Source organism: Roseovarius sp. B-10 (genome assembly GCF_056859295.1).
Genome location: NZ_JBSXOE010000024.1, coordinates 13,844 through 30,943, shown reverse-complemented (window position 1 = coordinate 30,943; position 17,100 = coordinate 13,844). Strand labels below are relative to the sequence as shown.

Below are 17,100 nucleotides of genomic sequence, written 5' to 3'. Positions count from 1 at the left end.
ATGGCCGATGCCGCCCCGAGCCTGCGCGCCCGCGCCGAGGCGGAAACGGCGCGCCTGCCGCCGCTGCTGGCGCGCGCTGACCGGCTGGCGCGCACGGTGATGATGGGCGAGCACGGTCGCAGGCGGGCGGGCACCGGTGACGATTTCTGGCAATACCGCCCCGTGCAGCCGGGCGACAGCCGCCGCATGATCGACTGGCGCCGCTCGGCACGCTCGGATGCCCAGTTTGTCCGTCAGCGCGAATGGAAACTGGCGCAAAGCGTGATGCTCTGGGTCGATCCCGCCGCCTCGATGCGCTTCGCCTCGCGCAAGGATCTGCCGGAAAAGGCCGACCGCGCGCGGCTTCTGGCGTTGGCGGTGGCACTGCTCCTTGATCGCGCTGGTGAGCGGGTGGGGATGACCGGCACGGCGCTGCCGCCGCGGCGCGGTGCGGCACAGGTCGCGCGGCTGGCCGAGGCGCTCATCGCCGAGAGCGGCGAGGATCACGCAGCGCCCGACATGTCCGGCCTTGTGCCGTATGGGCGCGCGCTGCTGGTCTCTGATTTCCTTGGTGACCCGGGGCCGGTGCGCCACGCGCTGACTGCGGCGGCGGATCGCGGCGTGCGCGGCGTGCTCCTGCAGGTGCTCGACCCTGTGGAAGAGGCGTTTCCCTATCGCGGGCGCACTATTTTCGAGAGCGTCGCCGGCACGCTCACCCATGAGACGCTCAAGGCATCTGATCTGCGCGGGCGCTATCTCGAGCGGCTCGCCGCGCGCAAGGACGAGTTGTCGTCGCTGGCGTCGGCGACCGGCTGGCAATACGGCTGCCACCACACTGACGGCCCCGCGCAGGCAGCGCTCTTGTGGCTGCACAGTGCCATCGCCGAGGGACGGGGAGGGCGCGCATGAGCCTGTTGTCCATCGGGTTCACCACGTCGTGGCTCCTGTGGGCGCTGGTGGCGCTGCCGCTGTTGTGGATCCTCCTGCGCGCGGTGCCGCCTGCACCGGTGCGGCGGCGCTTCCCCGGTGTGGCGCTACTCCTGGGGTTGCGCGACGAGGACAGCGTAAGCGACCGCACGCCGTGGTGGCTATTGCTTCTGCGGATGCTGACAGTGGCGGCGGCCATCGTCGGGCTGGCGGGTCCGGTGCTCAATCCCCGCGATGCCGGCGGTACGGCAAGCACCGCGCCGCTGCTGATCGTGGTCGAAGACGGCTGGGCCGCCGCACGCGATTGGCCGGCACAACGCGCCGCCATAGAGGCGCAGCTTGCACAGGCCGCGCGTGACGGGCGCACCGCCGCGTTGATGCGGTTGAGCGCGCCTGAGCGCCCGGTTTTTCGCGCCGCTGCCGACCTGCGTAGCCGCCTGCCGGGGCTCGCGCCCGCCCCGTGGAGCGCGCGGCCCGAGAGCTATGCCGAGGCAGCGGCGCTGCTGCCCGAGGGCGCGGTAGAGACGCGCTGGTTCTCCGACGGGCTGGACCGCGACGGGCGCGAGGACCTGCTCTCCGCGCTCGAGGCGCGCGGCCCGGTGGTGGTGCACGAAAGCGCGCGCCCTGTTCTGGCGCTGGCCCCGCCCGGCCTAGAGGACGGGATGGTGGCCCTGCGTGCCTTGCGCGCGGGGGCAGAGGGCGCGCGCGACGTTGAGATCGCCGCGCATGGCCGCGACCCGGGCGGCGCCGAGCGGGTGCTGGCGCGCCTGCCTCTGGAGTTTGCGCCCGGGGCCACCGAGGCCACTGGCCGCCTCTCGCTACCGCCCGAGTTGCGCGCGCGGATCGACCGGTTCGAGATCGAGGGCGCGCGCCACGCCGGCGCCGTCAGTCTCGCCGATGATGGGCTGCGGCGGCGCGAAGTGGCGCTGGTCGCGGGCCGCGAAGATCGCGAGGGGCTCGAGCTTCTGTCGCCACTTTATTACCTGCGCAAGGCGCTCGCCCCCAATGCCGACATCCTCGAGGGTGCACTGCTTGATCTCATGCCTGCCAACCCCGATGCCGTGGTGCTGGCCGACGTGGCAACGCTCTCATCAGCGGAACAGACTGCGCTGGGCGAGTGGGTCGAAGCGGGCGGCGTGCTGGTGCGCTTCGCCGGGCCAAGGCTCGCGGCAAGCGACGTTTCGCGCAGCGAGGAGGCCCCGCTCATGCCGGTGCGCCTGCGCGCCGGCGGGCGCACCGTGGGCGGCGCGATGAGCTGGGGCGCGCCCAAGACACTGGCCCCCTTCCCCGAGAACAGCCCGTTCCGCGGCCTCGACATCCCCGAGGACGTCAACGTGACCGCACAGGTGCTGGCGCAACCCGATCCCACCCTTGCCGACCGCGTGATCGCCCAACTGGGCGACGGTACGCCGCTGGTCACGCGCAAGCGGCTCGGTGCGGGGCAGGTGGTGCTGTTTCACGTTACGGCCAACGCCGCGTGGTCGTCGCTGCCGCTGTCGGGACTGTTCGTGCAGATGCTCGACCGGCTCGCGGTGTCCTCGACCCGGGCGGCACCGTCACCGGCAGAGCTTGCCGGGACGATATGGCAGCCGGTGCAGGTGCTCGACGGGTTCGGGCGCTTGCAGGACGCGGGCACGCGGCCCGGCGTGGCGGGCGAGCGTCTTCTTGACGCAGCCCTCGGTCCCGACCTTGTGCCCGGCATCTACGAGGGCCCCGAGCGGCGAGTGGCGCGCAACGTGATCGGGCCCGAGACGCGGATTGCGGCGTCGGAATGGCCCGCCCGCGTGCCCGTCGAGGGGCTGGCGCTCGCGCCCGAGACGCCGCTGGGCGGCTGGCTCCTGTCGGCGGCGCTGGCGCTGATGGTGGCCGATATCCTTGCGGCGCTGGCGCTCTCGGGGCGGCTCTGGCGCGGCGGGGCGGTGGCGTCCGTCCTGGCCGCGCTCGCGCTCGCCGCTGTGTCAACCGGTCCGGCGCATGCACAGGCCAGCGACGACGCGCGCGCTATCGAGGCCACGTCCGAGGTGGTGCTCGCCCACGTTCTCACCGACGATCCGCAGGTGGATGACGCCGCGCGCGCCGGTCTGCGGGGGCTTGGGCGCGTACTCACCTTCCGCACCTCGGTCGAGCCCGCGCCCCCCATCGGCGTCGATCTCGAACGCGACGAGCTTGCCTTCTACCCGATGCTCTACTGGCCGGTCACCCCGGATCAGCCGCTGCCGTCGTCCGATGCTTATGCAAGGCTCAACGATTACCTGCGCAATGGCGGGTTGATCCTTTTTGATACGCGCGATGCCGATATCGCGGGCTATGGTGCGTCCTCGCCCAACGGCGCGCGGTTGCAACGGCTGGCCGCCCCGCTCGACATCCCACCGCTGGAGCCGGTGCCCGAGGATCACGTGCTCACCCGCACCTTCTACCTGCTGAGCGATTTTCCCGGCCGTCACAGGGGCCGCGACGTCTGGGTCGAGGCTGCCCCGCCCGATGCCGAACGGGCCGAGGGGATGCCGTTCCGCGATCTCAACGACGGGGTGACGCCGGTGGTGATCGGCGGCAATGACTGGGCCTCGGCCTGGGCCGTGAGCGAGCGGGGTGATCCGCTCTTTCCCGTAGGCCGCGGCTATACCGGCGAGCGGCAGCGCGAGATGGCTTATCGCTTCGGCGTCAACCTCGTGATGCACGTGCTCACCGGCAACTACAAATCCGACCAGGTGCACGTGCCCGCGCTGCTGGAAAGGCTGGGACAATGACCGGCACGGTGATCTTTGACCCGCTCGTGCCGCTGTGGCTCGTCGCTGCGCTGGCAGTTGTGACGGGGGCAGTGCTGGTGCTCGCTGCGCGATTCGGGCTGGCGGGCTGGGCGCTCCGTGGGCTGGCCGCGCTGGTGCTGATCGCTGCACTCTCCGGCCCCTCCTACCGGCAGGAAGAGCGCGACCCGCTCAGTGATATCGTCCTGCTGGTCGATGACCGCAGCGCCAGCCAGCGGCTCGCGGACCGCGCGGAAACCACCACCGCCGCCGCCGAGACGCTGGCCGCCCGGATCGAGGCGCGCGACAATACCGAACTGCGCCGTGTCACCGTCGGCGACGCGCCCGAGAACCGCGGCTCGCTGGTGATGGGCGCGCTTTCCGAGGCGCTGGCAGAGCTGCCCCGCGGTCGGGTCGCCGGGGCGATTCTGCTGTCGGACGGGCAGGTACACGATCTGGAGGCCGCCCCCGACATGCCGGCGCCGTTGCACCTCTTGCACACGGGCCGCGAGGACGACTGGGACCGGCGGCTGCGCATCGACAATGCTCCGGCATTCGCCATCCTCGGCGAGGAGGTGCGCCTGACCCTCACGATCACTGACGAGGGCGCTGCCCCCGAGGACGTGACCACAGTCCCGGTCGATATCGCCGTCGACGGTGCGGCGCCGCAGCGCTACGACGTCCCGCTGGGGCGTGAGGTGACGCTGCCGCTCACCCTGCCGCATGGCGGGCGCAACGTGCTGCAATTCTCCACACCCGCCGTCGAGGGTGAGCTGACCGACCGCAACAACACTGCGCTGGTGCAGATCAACGGGGTGCGCGACCGGTTGAGCGTTCTGCTCGTCTCGGGGCAGCCGCACGCGGGCACGCGGACATGGCGCAACCTGCTGAAATCCGACAGCTCCGTGGACCTCGTGCATTTCACGATCCTGCGTCCGCCCGAGAAACAGGATGGCGTGCCGGTGCGCGAGCTGTCGCTCATCGCCTTTCCCACCCGCGAGCTGTTTCTCGAGAAAGTGGACGAGTTCGACCTCATCATCTTCGACCGTTACCGGCGGCGCGGTATCCTGCCCTCGATCTATCTCGAGAACATCCGCCAGTATGTCGAGCGTGGCGGTGCGGTGTTGCTCGCCGCCGGGCCGGATTTTGCCGGGGCCGAGAGTATCTATCGCGGCCCGTTCGAGGAAATGGTCCCTGCGCGCCCCACCGCGCGCGTAGTCGAGAAGGGCTATCGACCGCGGATCAATGAGCTGGGGCAACGGCACCCGGTGACAGCGGGACTCGATGCGGCTTGGGAGGGCGACTGGGGTCGCTGGATGCGCCAGATCGAGGTGGAGCCCGACGCGGATGGCGAGGTGGTGATGACCGGCGCGGAAGAGCGCCCGTTGCTGGTGCTCGACCGGGTGGGAGAGGGGCGCGTGGCGCTCTTGGCTTCGGATCATGCCTGGCTGTGGGGGCGCGGCTACGAGGGTGGCGGGCCACAGCTCGACCTGCTGCGGCGGCTGGCGCACTGGATGATGAAGGAGCCCGAGCTCGAGGAAGAGGCGCTGCGCGCCGAGGCGACCGGGCAGACCATGCGGATCACCCGCCGCACGCTCTCCGAATCGGTGCCCGACGTGAGCATTACGACCCCCTCGGGCGACGAGGTGGTCCGCTCGCTCGAAAAGGTGGCACCGGGCCGGTTCGAGACGGTCTACGAGGGGCCCGAGATCGGGCTCTACCGGCTGGAGAACGGTGACGAGACGGCGGTGATTGGCCTCGGCCCGGCTGCCCCGGTGGAATTCGAGCGAACGCTGGCCACCGGTGATGTGCTCGCGCCCGCCATCGCCCCCACGGGCGGCGGCGTGCGCGCGCTCAAGGACGGGTTGCCGGCGATCCGCGAGGTGCGCGCAGGCCGCCCCGCCGCCGGGCGCGGCTGGATCGGGATCACCCCCCGAGGGGCTTACGAGACGGTGAGCGTGCGGCAGATGGCGCTCCTGCCGCCGTGGCTGGTGTTGTTGCTGACCGCCGGGTTTATCACCGCCGGGTGGCTGCGCGAGGGTAGGCGCTAGAGCGTGTCGCTCAAAAGTGGGAACCGGTTTTGAGCTTCTCAGACACGCGAAATCAATGAGTTGGAGCGGGTTGCGTGAATGCGAATGAACGCGAAACGCTCTAGGCACCGGTAACGGAGCGTTACCTCCTCGCGATTCGAGGCATATCCGGGGTTGATGCGCTCCGCGACTCCGTGTGTCATGGCCCGCGTTCGGCGACTCAAGATAGCACCGTCGTCCATGGGTTGGCGCTTGACCTCGGAGAAGCAGCTTCACACGTCGCGTAAAGAAGTCGCATTGGATGCCGTGCTTCATGTAAATGTTACAAAAACGTAGCACTGATGTCACCCGAGACGCCTATCCGACGCGTGGTTGTCCAAACCTAAACCTGACAGCAGGAGCTATCATGTCCTACACCAAACTTTCCGTCTCGGCGCTGGCGCTGGCCGCCATGTCCGCGACCACGGCCGCCGCGCGCGACCAGATCAGCATCGTCGGTTCGTCCACCGTGTTCCCGTACACGCAAGCCGTAGCCGAGCAATTCTCGAATAATACCGGCGCGCCGTCGCCGATCGTGGAATCCACCGGCACCGGCGGCGGGATGCAGATTTTCTGCGAAGGCATCGGCGAAAGCCATCCCGACCTGACCGGCGCCTCGCGCGCAATGAAGGCCTCGGAATGGGCCAAGTGCGAGGAAAACGGCGTGACCGACATCACCGAGGCGATGATCGGCTATGACGGCCTGTCCATCGGCGTGTCGCGCGACAACGATTTTGCATGGGACCTGTCGCTCGAGGAAATCTACCTCGCGCTGGGTGCCGAGGTTCCGGTCGATGGCGAGTGGGTCGATAACCCCTACACCAAGTGGTCGGAAATCAACGCCGACCTGCCCGAGACCGAGATCCTCGTTCTCGGACCGCCGCCGACCTCGGGCACCCGCGACGCCTTCGTCGAGCTGGCGATGCGCGAGGGCTGCAAGGAGACCGATTACGTCGCGAATGGCGACTTCGACAAGAAATGGGTCAAGGAAAACTGCTCGCGCATGCGTACCGACGGCCCCTTCATCGAAGCTGGCGAGAATGACAACCTGATCGTGCAGCGTCTCGAGGCCGACCCGAACGCGATGGGCATCTTCGGCTATTCGTTCCTCTACGAAAACCTCGACAAGCTGAAGGGCGTGAACATCAACGGTGTCGAACCCACTGCCGACACTATTGGTGACTTCTCCTACCCGATCTCGCGCCCGCTGTTCTTCTACGTCAAGAACGCGCATCGCGGCGTGATCCCAAACTTCCAGGAGTTCGTCGAGGAGTACATGTCCGAGGACGCGATGGCCCCCGGCGGCTATCTTGAGGAGCGCGGCATGGTTACCCTGCCCGACGATCTGCGCGCCAAGACCCAGGACGACGTCATCAACGGTGCCTCCATGGAACCCAAGAGCTGATACGGCTATAGTGCCGACCGGGCACGGTACGCCGCGCCTTCCCGACGCCCCCTCTCGCAGTGGCGGGGGCGTCATTACTTGAAACGGCAGGCATTCCCATGACGCTCATCGCCTTTCTGATCCTGTTCGTCGCCGTGGTGATCGGATACGTTCTCAATCTGCGCGCGGCGCGCGCCCTCCGTGCCGGGGGCACGACGATGCATTCGCTCGACGGGTTCCACGGCGGATATGCCGCGCTATCGGTTCTCATCCCGACCTTCTTTCTCATCGTGCTGTGGCTGCTGTTCCAGGGAACGGTGATCGAGATGCTGCTCAAGGGGGGGCTGCCGTCGGGGCAACTCGATGGCCTCGGAACCGGCGAAATCCAGTTGATCATGGCCGAGATCCGCTCCATCGCGGGCGGTCGCATCTTCGGTGAGCCCGAGCAATGGAAGCTCGACGCCGCCGAGCGTCTCGTGTCGCTGCGCGTGACCTCGGGGATGCTTCTGGTCGCCGTCACCGCGGCGCTGGCGGCGCTGCTTCTCTCCCGCGCACGTCGCCGTGTGTCCGCCGATTTCCGGGCGCGGCAGGGCACCGAAGGCATGGTGCATGGCCTGATGGTGGCTTGCGCGACGGTGGCGATTTTCGTGACCATCGGCATCGTCGCGTCGCTCCTGTTCGAGACGATCCGTTTCTTCAACATGGTCCCCTTTTGGGATTTTGTGCTCGGCACATCGTGGGAGCCGCAGATACCGCTGCGCGAGGACCAGATCGCGGCAGAAGGCGCCTTTGGCATGTTGCCGGTGTTTCTCGGCACGCTCGTCATCGCCACGGTGGCGATGGTGGTGGCCACGCCCATCGGCCTTCTGTCGGCCATCTACCTGCATGAATTCGCCTCGCACCGGGTGCGTTCGGTGGTCAAACCGGTGCTCGAGATACTCGCCGGCGTGCCGACGGTGGTCTACGGCTTTTTCGCCATTCTCGTAATTGCCCCCGCGATTCGCTCTTTTGGTAGCGATCTGGGCCTGCCTATCGCGCCCAACACCGCGCTGGCGGCGGGCAGTGTCATGGGCATCATGCTGATCCCGTTCATCTCGTCCTTTGCCGATGACGCGCTGGGCGCGGTGCCGCGCAGCCTGCGCGACGGATCGCTCGCAGTCGGCGCCACCTCGGCCGAGACCGTTCTCAAGGTGCTCTTTCCCGCGGCGATCCCGGGCATCGTGGGGGGCATCCTGCTGGCGGTGAGCCGCGCCATCGGCGAGACGATGATCGTCGTGATGGCCGCCGGTCTCATTGCCAAGATGACGATCAACCCGCTTGACAGCGTGACCACCGTCACCGTGCAGATCGTGACCCTTCTGATCGGCGACACCGCGTTCGACAGCCCCAAGACCCTCGCGGCCTTCGCGCTCGGCATGGTGCTGTTCCTGATGACGCTGGTGATCAACGTCGCCGCCCTGCGCATCGTGCGCAAATACCGTGAAATCTACGACTAGGACCCATGGCCATGACCGACGCGACCACGGACAAGTTCGACTGGACGGCCCCCGCCTTCCAGGCCGGTCTGCGCAAGCGCAAGCGCAGCGAATTGTGGCTCAAATCCCTCGGGCTGGGGGCGATCTCGATCGCCTTCGCGATGCTGCTTTTGCTGATCGGCTCGCTGATATCTACCGGGTATCACGCCTTTACGCAGACCCATCTGGAAATCGAGGTGGAGCTTGATCCCGACCTAATACGCGCGGACGCGCCCGAGCGCGGCAATTACCGCCAGATCCTGACGAACACGATGCAGTCGCTATTCCCCGATGTGCCCGATGACCGCGCGGAGTTGCGCAAGCTAACGAGCATTCTGTCCAACGGCGCGCAGTTCACCATCCGCGACATGGTTGTCGCTGACCCCGGCCTGATCGGCGAGACGGTGAGCGTGACCGTCCCGCTCTCGGACCCCTATGATCAGCTCAACAAGGGGCTGATCGATCCTGACACCCCCGAGGAGAACCGCCGCCTCAAGGATGACGAGATTGCAAATTTCAATCAGCTCGCCGAGGCGGAGATGGTCTCCGAGCCATTAAACTGGGGACTGATCACCAACGCCGATTCGCGCTTTCCGGAACTGGCGGGGCTCAAGGGCGCGATCATCGGCTCGGCCTACGCGCTGCTGGTGTGTTTTCTGCTCGCCTTCCCCGTGGGTATTGGCGCGGCGATCTATCTAGAGGAGTTCGCACCCAAGAATCGCGTGTCGGATCTCATCGAGATCAACATCAACAACCTCGCCGCGGTGCCGTCGGTGGTATTTGGCCTGCTGGGTCTCGCGGTGTTCATCGGCTGGTTCGGGATGCCGCGCTCGGTGCCCTTCGTGGGCGGACTGACGCTGGCGCTGATGACCCTGCCGACGATCATCATCGCCACCCGCGCAGCCCTCAAGGCCGTGCCCCCCTCGATCCGCGAGGCGGCGCTGGGCGTGGGGGCGTCCAAGCAACAGGTGGTGTTCGGCCATGTGCTGCCGCTCGCCATGCCGGGCATCCTGACCGGCACGATCATCGGGCTGGCACAGGCGCTGGGCGAAACCGCGCCGCTCTTGCTGATCGGAATGAACGCCTTCATTACCTCGGCCCCGGCGACACCCTTCGATAGCGCGACCGCCTTGCCCACGCAGATATTCATCTGGGCCGACAGCCCGGAACGGGGCTTCGTCAGCCGCACCTCGGCCGCGATCCTGGTCTTGCTGACCTTCCTCATCACGATGAACGCCATCGCCATCTTCCTGCGCCATAAATTCGAGCGGAAATGGTAGAAAGGACCGAGAAAAGATGTATGACGTGACAAAATCGGAGCACGACGTGGACCAGGCCGAAACCAAGATATCCGCGAGAGACGTGCAGGTCTATTATGGCGACACGCACGCCATAAAGGATGTCAACGTGGATATCGCGGACAAGACCGTGACCTCGTTCATCGGCCCCTCGGGCTGCGGCAAATCCACCTTCCTGCGCTGCATCAACCGCATGAACGACACGATCGACATCTGCCGCGTGGAAGGCGAGATCAGGATCGACGGGCAGGACATCTACGCGCCCTCCGTCGACCCGGTGCAGTTGCGCGCCAAGGTGGGCATGGTGTTTCAAAAGCCCAACCCGTTCCCCAAGTCGATCTATGACAACGTGGCCTACGGCCCCAAGATCCACGGCATGACCCGCAATAAGGCCGAGCTTGACGAGGTGGTGGAAACCGCCCTGCGGGGCGCGGGACTCTGGGATGAGGTCAAGGACCGGCTCGACACCCCCGGCACCGGGCTGTCGGGCGGCCAACAGCAGCGGCTCTGCATCGCGCGTGCCGTGGCCACGCAACCCGAGGTCCTGCTGATGGACGAGCCGTGCTCGGCGCTCGACCCGATCGCGACCGCCCTGATCGAGGACCTGATCGACGGGCTAAAGAAGCAGTTTTCCGTGGTGATCGTCACTCACTCGATGCAGCAGGCGGCGCGTATCAGCCAGAAGACCGCGTTCTTCCACCTCGGCAACCTGGTGGAATATGGCGATACCGACATGATCTTTACCAACCCGCAGGATGAGCGGACGGAGAACTACATCACCGGGCGTACCGGCTGAGGTGTGGCCCCGCGCGACCAATCGCACGGGGCAGGGGCCTCATCCCTGCGCGGCGGTGACGATCAGTTCCACCTTGTACGCGGGCGTTGCGAGCTTTGCCTCTCCACAGGCGCGGGCGGGGGCGTGGCCCTCGGGCACCCAGGCATCCCAAACCGCGTTCATCTCTGCGAAATCGGCCATGTCGGCGAGCCAGATCACGCATTGCAGGATGCGCGTGGCGTCTGATCCGGCCTCGGCCAGAAGTGTCTCGACCTTCTCGAGGCAGGTGCGGGTCTGGTCGGCGACGCTGTCACCCGGGTTGCCGACCTGCCCGGCTAGGTAGATGGTGCCGTTATGGGTGACGATCTGGCTCATGCGTTGGCCGGTGTCGTGGCGGGTGATGTCGCTCATGGAATGTGCCTTTCGGTTGGGTCAGATGAGGCGGTCGGGCGCGAGCGCGGCGCGGGTGGCCGCGTCGATTTCCGGTGTACGACCGGTCAACAGTGCCGCGCTCAATCGCGATAGCGCGGGCGCGGTCTGAACGCCATAGCCACCCTGACCAGCCAGCCAGAAAAAGCCATGTGCGCGTGGATCGAAGCCTGCCACCGGCGTGCGGTCGGGGGCAAAGGTGCGCAGCCCCGCCCAGCTATGTTCCAGCCGCGTGACCTCGTGCGTCACCGCCTGCTCGAACCGGTGGAGGCCCTCGGCGAGCACCATGTCCTCGGGCCAGGCATCGTGGGGATCGACCGGGTCTTCGTCGGCGGGCGAGACCATCAGCTTGCCCGCCTCGGGCTTGGCATACCAGGTCTCGGCGATGGAGCCGAAGATCGGCCAGTGTTCGGTGTCGTGGCCCTCGGGGGCCGGAATGATTGCGGCGGAGCGGCGATAGGGTTGCAGGCCGAGGCGCGGCAGACCGGCCATCGCGGCAATCTCGTCGGCCCATGCGCCCGCAGCGTTGACGATGGTGGGCGCGGTGAAGGTGCCCTTTTCCGTCTCTACCCGCCATTGCCCGGCCTCATGGCGCAGCGCCTGCACAGCGGCACCGGTGACGATCCGCCCGCCGCGGGCGCGTAGCATCCGCGCATAGCCTTGCAACAGCAGGTCTACGTCGATCCCGCGCGCGTTACGCTCGATCATTGCGCCCGCGATGCGCTCGGGGCGCAGGATGGGGACGATCTCGGCTGCCTCCTTGCCGGTTAGCCGCTCCACCCCCACCGCGCCATCGAGATAAGCGTCGAGCACCGGAAGTTCTTCTTCGGAGGCGACCATCAGCTCGCCGCGCGGGCTGAGGATCGGCTTGTCGCTGATCTCGCCGGGATGCTCGAAAATCGGCTCCGCCACGGCGTTCAAGGCCCTCAGCGTGGCGTTGCCGTAGTTGCGGATGAAGATCGCCGCCGAGCGGCCCGTCGCGTGATAGCCGATCTGCGGTTCGCTCTCCAGCACGGTGACGCTGGCCCCCGCGCGGGCGCATTCGGCCGCCGCGCTGATGCCCGCGATGCCGCCGCCGATGACGAGGATATCGGTCATGCCTGCGCCCCCTCGAACCCGGTGAGGGTGGCGGTCAGGTTCTGGCCCAGTTCCTCGCAGAGATAGCCACCCTCCTGCACAAAGAGCGTGGGCAGTCCCACCTCTGCTATGGCGGCGCCGATGCGGGTGAAGCCGGGGGTGGTGATGGCAAGCCCCTGGAACGGATCGCCCTCGTAGGCGTCGAGGCCAAGCGCCACGACCACGGCATCGGCACCGAAATTGGTGATGCGTTCGAGGGCCCTGTCGAGGGTCTTGAGGTAGTCGTCGTCGCCGGTCTTGCGTGGCAGCGGCAGGTTGAGGTTGTAGCCGGTGCCGCGGCCCTCTCCGCGTTCCTGCGCATGGCCCCAGAAGAACGGGTAAAAGCGTTCGGGATCGGCATGGATCGAGATGGTCAGCACATCGTCGCGGTCGTAGAAGATGCCCTGCGTGCCATTTCCGTGATGCACATCGACGTCGAGAATGGCGGGGCGCAGGCCGGCCATACGCAACCGTTCGGCGGCGATGGCGGCGTTGTTCAGAAAACAGAACCCCCCCGCCAGATCGGCGAAGGCATGGTGCCCCGGCGGGCGGCAGAGGGCATAGGCGGCGCGCGCGCCCTGCTCCAGCAGATCGGCCCCGGTCACGGCCACCTGTGCCGACCAATAGGCGGCCTCCCATGTGCCTGCGCCGATGGGGCAGGCCGTATCGGCCTGGTGATAGCCTGCCTGTCCCACGGCGGATTTGGGGTAGCCATCGGTGCGCGTGGCGGGGTGGATATTGGGGATCACCTCTGGCCCGCCGCCGTCGATCCGCTGCCAGCGGGTGTGGATGTTGCGCAGGAAGGTAACATACTCAGGCGTATGCACAGCGGCAACCGGGCCAAGCCCGGCCTCACGAGGCGCAATGAGGTCGCAGCCCGCAGCGCGCGCACCATGCGTCAGCCTCGCGATGCGCTCGGGCTGTTCGGGGCTGGGCTGGATGACGCCATTGGCCATGAAATGCTTGGGGTCATGCTTCCACTGGCGGTCGTCGAAAATGGCCTTCATCTGCCCTCTCCCTTCAGTCTTTCAAACCCTGCCTGTGACAGGCGCATCTGTGTCACGCTCTCCTGCGGTGCAAAGCCCAGACGCTCGTAGAACCGGCGCGCGGCGGTGCTGTGGCCATAGACTGCCAGCGTCATCCATTCTGCCTGCCACAGCTTCCCGGCCCGCCGCGCGATCTCGGCCAGAATACTCTGCCCGACCCCCTGTCCGCGCGTCGCCCCATCGACCCACAGGTCCGAGACATAGACCCCCGCCGCCCCCCGCGCCGTGGAAAAGACCGGGCTGTAGAGCGCCGCTCCGACAACGTCACCATCCCAGGCCAAAAGCCCGTAAGCCGCCGGAGTAGTGCCGGTCAGCGCCGCGCGCAACACGCCCATTCCGGCCTTGTGCCTGTCCCCCAGATTATCGCTCAACGCGCGCAGAGCGCGGTCCAGAAGAACCACGTCCGCCTCCGTCGTCACCGTGCGAAACTCCGTCATCATGACCTAGATCGCGGTCCGGTCCGCGCCCTTGAGCGCAAGCAGGCGGCGCGCGCCGTCGGCATCCACCACCTCGCGCCCCATTGCTTCGACGATGCCGCGCACCTTGGCGACCTGTTCGGCGTTCGACCGCGCCAGCGTGCCGCGCGCAATCGTCAGGCTGTCCTCCAGCCCGACGCGCACATGCCCGCCCATCGCCGCCGCCTGTGCCGCCATCGGCATTTGGTGCCGCCCTGCGGCCAGCACCGAGAACATGTAGTCGTCGCCGAACAGCTTGTCCGCAATGCGCACCATGTGCGTGAGGTTCTCAGGGTCCGGCCCCATGCCCCCCAGTACACCAAACACGAACTGGATGAAGAACGGCGCCTCGATCAGGCCACGATCCGCGAAATGGCGCAGCATGTAAAGATGGCCCAGATCGTAGCATTCGAATTCAAATCGTGCGCCGCGCTCTTGCCCCAGCTCCGTCAGGATGCGGGCGATGTCGCGCGGGGTGTTCTTGAACACAAGGTCGTCGGAGCCTTCGAGGAACGGCTTTTCCCAGTCATGCCGCCAGTCGGTGATGCGGTCGGCCATCGGGTAAAGGGCGAAGTTCATCGTCCCCATGTTGAGCGAGGCCATTTCCGGCGCGGCCTCCTTGGGCGCGGCGAGGCGTTCGTCGAGGCTCATCACCGCGCTGCCCCCGGTGGAAAGGTTGAGCACCGCGTCGCAGCCCTGTTTCAGACGCGGCAGGAAGGCACGAAAATGCTCCGGATCGGCAGAGGGTTGGCCCGTTTCGGGGTCGCGCGCGTGCAGGTGCAGGATCGCCGCGCCCGCCTCCGCCGCCTCGATGCCCGCCGTTGCGATGTTACCGGCGGTTATCGGCAGATGCGGTGACATTGACGGCGTGTGGATCGAGCCGGTGAGCGCGCAGGTGATGATGATTTCGCGCATTACACCGCCCGCTCCAGCGCCGGGCGGATCTCCTCGGTGAACTCCGACAGCGACGCATCCAGCATCTCGGTGATCTCGTCGAGATGCGTCTCGGTCGCGATCATCGGCGGGGCGACGATGATATGGTCGCCCTCCACCCCGTCGCGGGTGCGCCGCGAATAGACGATCAGCCCCTTGTCATAGGCGATCTGCACGAACCGGTTGAAGGCCTGAAGGTGCTTCGGCAGCGGTGCCTTGCTGCCCCGGTCGGCCATGAATTCGAACGCCGTCAGCAGCCCCTTGCCGCGCACGTCGCCGATGATGGCATAGCGCTGCATCAGGCCCTCCAGCCGCTCCTTGAGCTTGACCCCCATGCGCGCCGCGTTGCCCACCAGGTCCTGCCGCTCGATCTCGTCGATCACGGCCAGACCGGCGGCGCAGGCCAGCGGGTTACCAGCATAGGTAAAGCCGTGCAAAAATCCGCCCGCATCCAGCACCACCTCGACCAGCCGCTCGTGTGCGACCATCGCGCCAAGCGGCACGTAACCGGCGGCAAAGCCCTTGGACATGACGATGATGTCCGGCTCCAGATTCCAATGCTCGGAGGCGAGAAACTTGCCGGTGCGCCCCGCCCCGGTCATCACCTCGTCCAGGATCAGCAGCACGCCATATCGGCGGCAAATCTCCTGCACCCGCTCCATGTAGCCCTTGGGCGGCACCAGCGCCCCGGTCGAGGCGCCACCGATGGGCTCCACCACGAAGGCCAGCACACTCTCGGGGCCTTCCTCCAGTATCTTCGCCTCCAGCATGTCGGCATAATGGTGGCCCGTCGCCTCGTCCTCGGGGTCCAGCCCGTCGAGGTAGGCGCGGGGCGCGGGCACCTTCGGCATCGCCTGCATCAGCGGCGTAAAGGGCTCGGTGAGCGGCGCATAAGAGGTGATGGCGAGCGCACCGAGAGTGCAGCCGTGATACGACGGCGCGCGGCTGATGATCTTCCAGCGGCTGCCTTCGCCGGTGGCGAGCGCGTATTGCCGGGCGAGTTTCAGGGCCGATTCCACCGCCTCGGACCCGCCCGAGACGAAGAACACCCGGTTCATGCCGTCCGGGCACAGGGCGGCGGTCTTGGCGGCGAGTTTCTCCGACGCCTCGGTCTCGAAATGCAGGCGGTAGCCGAAGGTGGATTTTTCCATCTGGCGGCGCATCGCTTCGAGCACGTTCTCGTTGGAATGGCCGATATTGCAGACCATCGCGCCCGACGATCCATCGAGGTAGCGCTTGCCGTCCACGTCCCACATGTAGACGCCGCGCGCCTGATCGAGCACCGGCTTGCGCTCGCGCCCCTGGTAGAAAAGGTGAGAGGGTTTCACGTTCATTCTCTTATCCCGGCAGCGCCGCGCAATCCTGCGGACGCAGGTGCAGGTGGACCGCATCGCCCGCGGCGAAGGGGTGTTCGTCGATCAAGTTGATGGCTTGCAATTGCGTCTCGCCCGCACGCACGAAGTAGCGCACCGCCTGCCCCTGGTAATCCACGGTCTCCACCGTGGCGGGCACAGAAACCACGCCCTCGGGCGCCGGATCGCGGGCCAGAAGCAGCTTTTCTGCGCGCACCACGAGCTTGGCCGCGCCCGTGCCCTTGAGGTTGGGGGCCTTGGCGGCGGGCACCTGCACGCGGCCGAAAGTGGGCTCTTCGAGCATGACGGCGGCGCCGTGATCGGTGCATTTCGCCACCATGATATTGGATGCGCCGAGGAAATTGGCGACGAATTCCGAGGCGGGGGTGTTATACACCTCTTCGGGTTTGCCCACCTGCTCCACGCGCCCCTCGGACATGACCACGATCAGGTCCGACATGGCGAGCGCCTCGGACTGGTCATGGGTGACGAAAACGGTGGTCACGCCGATGCGCTCCTGGATGCGCTTCAACTCCACGCGCATATCCTCGCGCAGGTTGGCATCGAGCGCCGAGAGCGGCTCGTCGAGCAAGAGCACATCCGGCTCGATCACGATGGCGCGGGCCAGCGCGATGCGCTGCTGCTGGCCGCCAGACAGTTCCTTGGGGTAGCGGTCGCCGACATTGGGCAATTGCACCAGTTCCAGCGCCGCCTGCACCTTGGCCGGAATGTCCGCCTTGGGTACGTCACGATACTTGAGGCCAAAGGCAACGTTCTCGGCCACGGTCTTGTGTGGGAACAGCGCGTAGTTCTGAAAGACGAGGCCGAGATTGCGCTTGTGAATCGGCACGTCGTTGACGCGCTTGCCGCCGATCAGGATCTCGCCCTCGGTCGGGTCGAGCAGCCCGGCGATCATGCGCAGGTTGGTCGTCTTGCCACAGCCCGACGGGCCGAGCAGCGTCAGGAAAGCGCCTTCGGGGATTTCCAGCGTGGTGCGATGCACGGCGGTGAAGGTGCCGAAACGCTTGACGATGTCTTGCAGGGTGACGGCGCTCATCGGGGGCTCCTGTCAGGGGATG

At 66.9% G+C, this 17,100-nt stretch carries 14 protein-coding genes; 7 read left to right on the top strand and 7 right to left on the bottom strand.

What is annotated here, in order from left to right; genetic code table 11:
* The 7 genes from AC13D8_RS05310 (at position 1) to pstB (ending at position 10,711) form a co-directional block, all read left to right on the top strand.
* A complete protein-coding gene (locus AC13D8_RS05310; RefSeq protein ID WP_482967964.1) occupies positions 1-888 on the top strand; it encodes a DUF58 domain-containing protein in 888 nt (295 codons plus the stop codon).
* Entirely contained in the window at positions 885-3,653 is a 2,769-nt protein-coding gene (locus tag AC13D8_RS05305) for a DUF4159 domain-containing protein (protein WP_482967963.1), read from the top strand. Before AC13D8_RS05310 ends, AC13D8_RS05305 begins: the two co-directional genes overlap by 4 nt.
* The gene (locus AC13D8_RS05300; protein WP_482967962.1) at positions 3,650-5,701 is read left to right on the top strand and encodes a glutamine amidotransferase; all 2,052 of its coding nucleotides are present in this window, start codon (positions 3,650-3,652) and stop codon (positions 5,699-5,701) included. The genes AC13D8_RS05305 and AC13D8_RS05300 overlap by 4 nt, the downstream gene beginning before the upstream one ends.
* A gap of 385 nt (positions 5,702-6,086) precedes the next feature.
* Positions 6,087-7,124 carry a substrate-binding domain-containing protein gene (locus tag AC13D8_RS05295; RefSeq protein WP_129431452.1) on the top strand — a complete coding sequence of 346 codons (1,038 nt, stop codon included), beginning with the start codon at positions 6,087-6,089 and terminating at the stop codon, positions 7,122-7,124.
* Positions 7,125-7,222: 98 nt separating this feature from the next.
* Complete coding sequence (gene pstC, locus AC13D8_RS05290; protein WP_129431453.1) at positions 7,223-8,599, top strand: phosphate ABC transporter permease subunit PstC; 1,377 nt, start codon at positions 7,223-7,225, stop codon at positions 8,597-8,599.
* 11 nt (positions 8,600-8,610) lie between these two features.
* Positions 8,611-9,897 (top strand): phosphate ABC transporter permease PstA, encoded by a 1,287-nt coding sequence (gene pstA, locus AC13D8_RS05285; RefSeq protein ID WP_482967961.1) that lies wholly within the window; start codon positions 8,611-8,613, stop codon positions 9,895-9,897.
* A 16-nt stretch (positions 9,898-9,913) separates the two neighbouring features.
* Complete coding sequence (gene pstB, locus AC13D8_RS05280) at positions 9,914-10,711, top strand: phosphate ABC transporter ATP-binding protein PstB (protein ID WP_129431455.1); 798 nt, start codon at positions 9,914-9,916, stop codon at positions 10,709-10,711.
* Between the two features lie 39 nt (positions 10,712-10,750).
* On the opposite strand, the gene AC13D8_RS05275 is transcribed toward pstB, so the two are convergent.
* Genes AC13D8_RS05275 through AC13D8_RS05245 form a run of 7 tightly spaced genes read right to left on the bottom strand, consistent with a single transcriptional unit; the run spans position 10,751 to position 17,078 of the window.
* Positions 10,751-11,101 carry a RidA family protein gene (locus AC13D8_RS05275; protein ID WP_104018302.1) on the bottom strand — a complete coding sequence of 117 codons (351 nt, stop codon included), beginning with the start codon at positions 11,099-11,101 and terminating at the stop codon, positions 10,751-10,753.
* Positions 11,102-11,122: 21 nt separating this feature from the next.
* The gene (locus AC13D8_RS05270) at positions 11,123-12,217 is read right to left on the bottom strand and encodes an NAD(P)/FAD-dependent oxidoreductase (RefSeq protein WP_482967960.1); all 1,095 of its coding nucleotides are present in this window, start codon (positions 12,215-12,217) and stop codon (positions 11,123-11,125) included.
* Positions 12,214-13,242: a histone deacetylase family protein gene (locus tag AC13D8_RS05265; RefSeq protein WP_482967959.1), complete on the bottom strand. Its 1,029-nt coding sequence runs from the start codon at positions 13,240-13,242 to the stop codon at positions 12,214-12,216. The genes AC13D8_RS05270 and AC13D8_RS05265 overlap by 4 nt, the downstream gene beginning before the upstream one ends.
* Entirely contained in the window at positions 13,239-13,718 is a 480-nt protein-coding gene (locus AC13D8_RS05260; RefSeq protein ID WP_482967958.1) for a GNAT family N-acetyltransferase, read from the bottom strand. Before AC13D8_RS05260 ends, AC13D8_RS05265 begins: the two co-directional genes overlap by 4 nt.
* Before the next feature lie 6 nt (positions 13,719-13,724).
* A complete protein-coding gene (kce, locus tag AC13D8_RS05255) occupies positions 13,725-14,651 on the bottom strand; it encodes a 3,5-dioxohexanoate:acetyl-CoA acetone transferase (RefSeq protein ID WP_482967957.1) in 927 nt (308 codons plus the stop codon).
* A complete protein-coding gene (locus tag AC13D8_RS05250; protein WP_482967956.1) occupies positions 14,651-16,003 on the bottom strand; it encodes an aminotransferase family protein in 1,353 nt (450 codons plus the stop codon). Before AC13D8_RS05250 ends, kce begins: the two co-directional genes overlap by 1 nt.
* Before the next feature lie 4 nt (positions 16,004-16,007).
* A complete protein-coding gene (locus AC13D8_RS05245; RefSeq protein WP_482967955.1) occupies positions 16,008-17,078 on the bottom strand; it encodes an ABC transporter ATP-binding protein in 1,071 nt (356 codons plus the stop codon).
* Between the last annotated feature and the right edge of the window lie 22 nt (positions 17,079-17,100).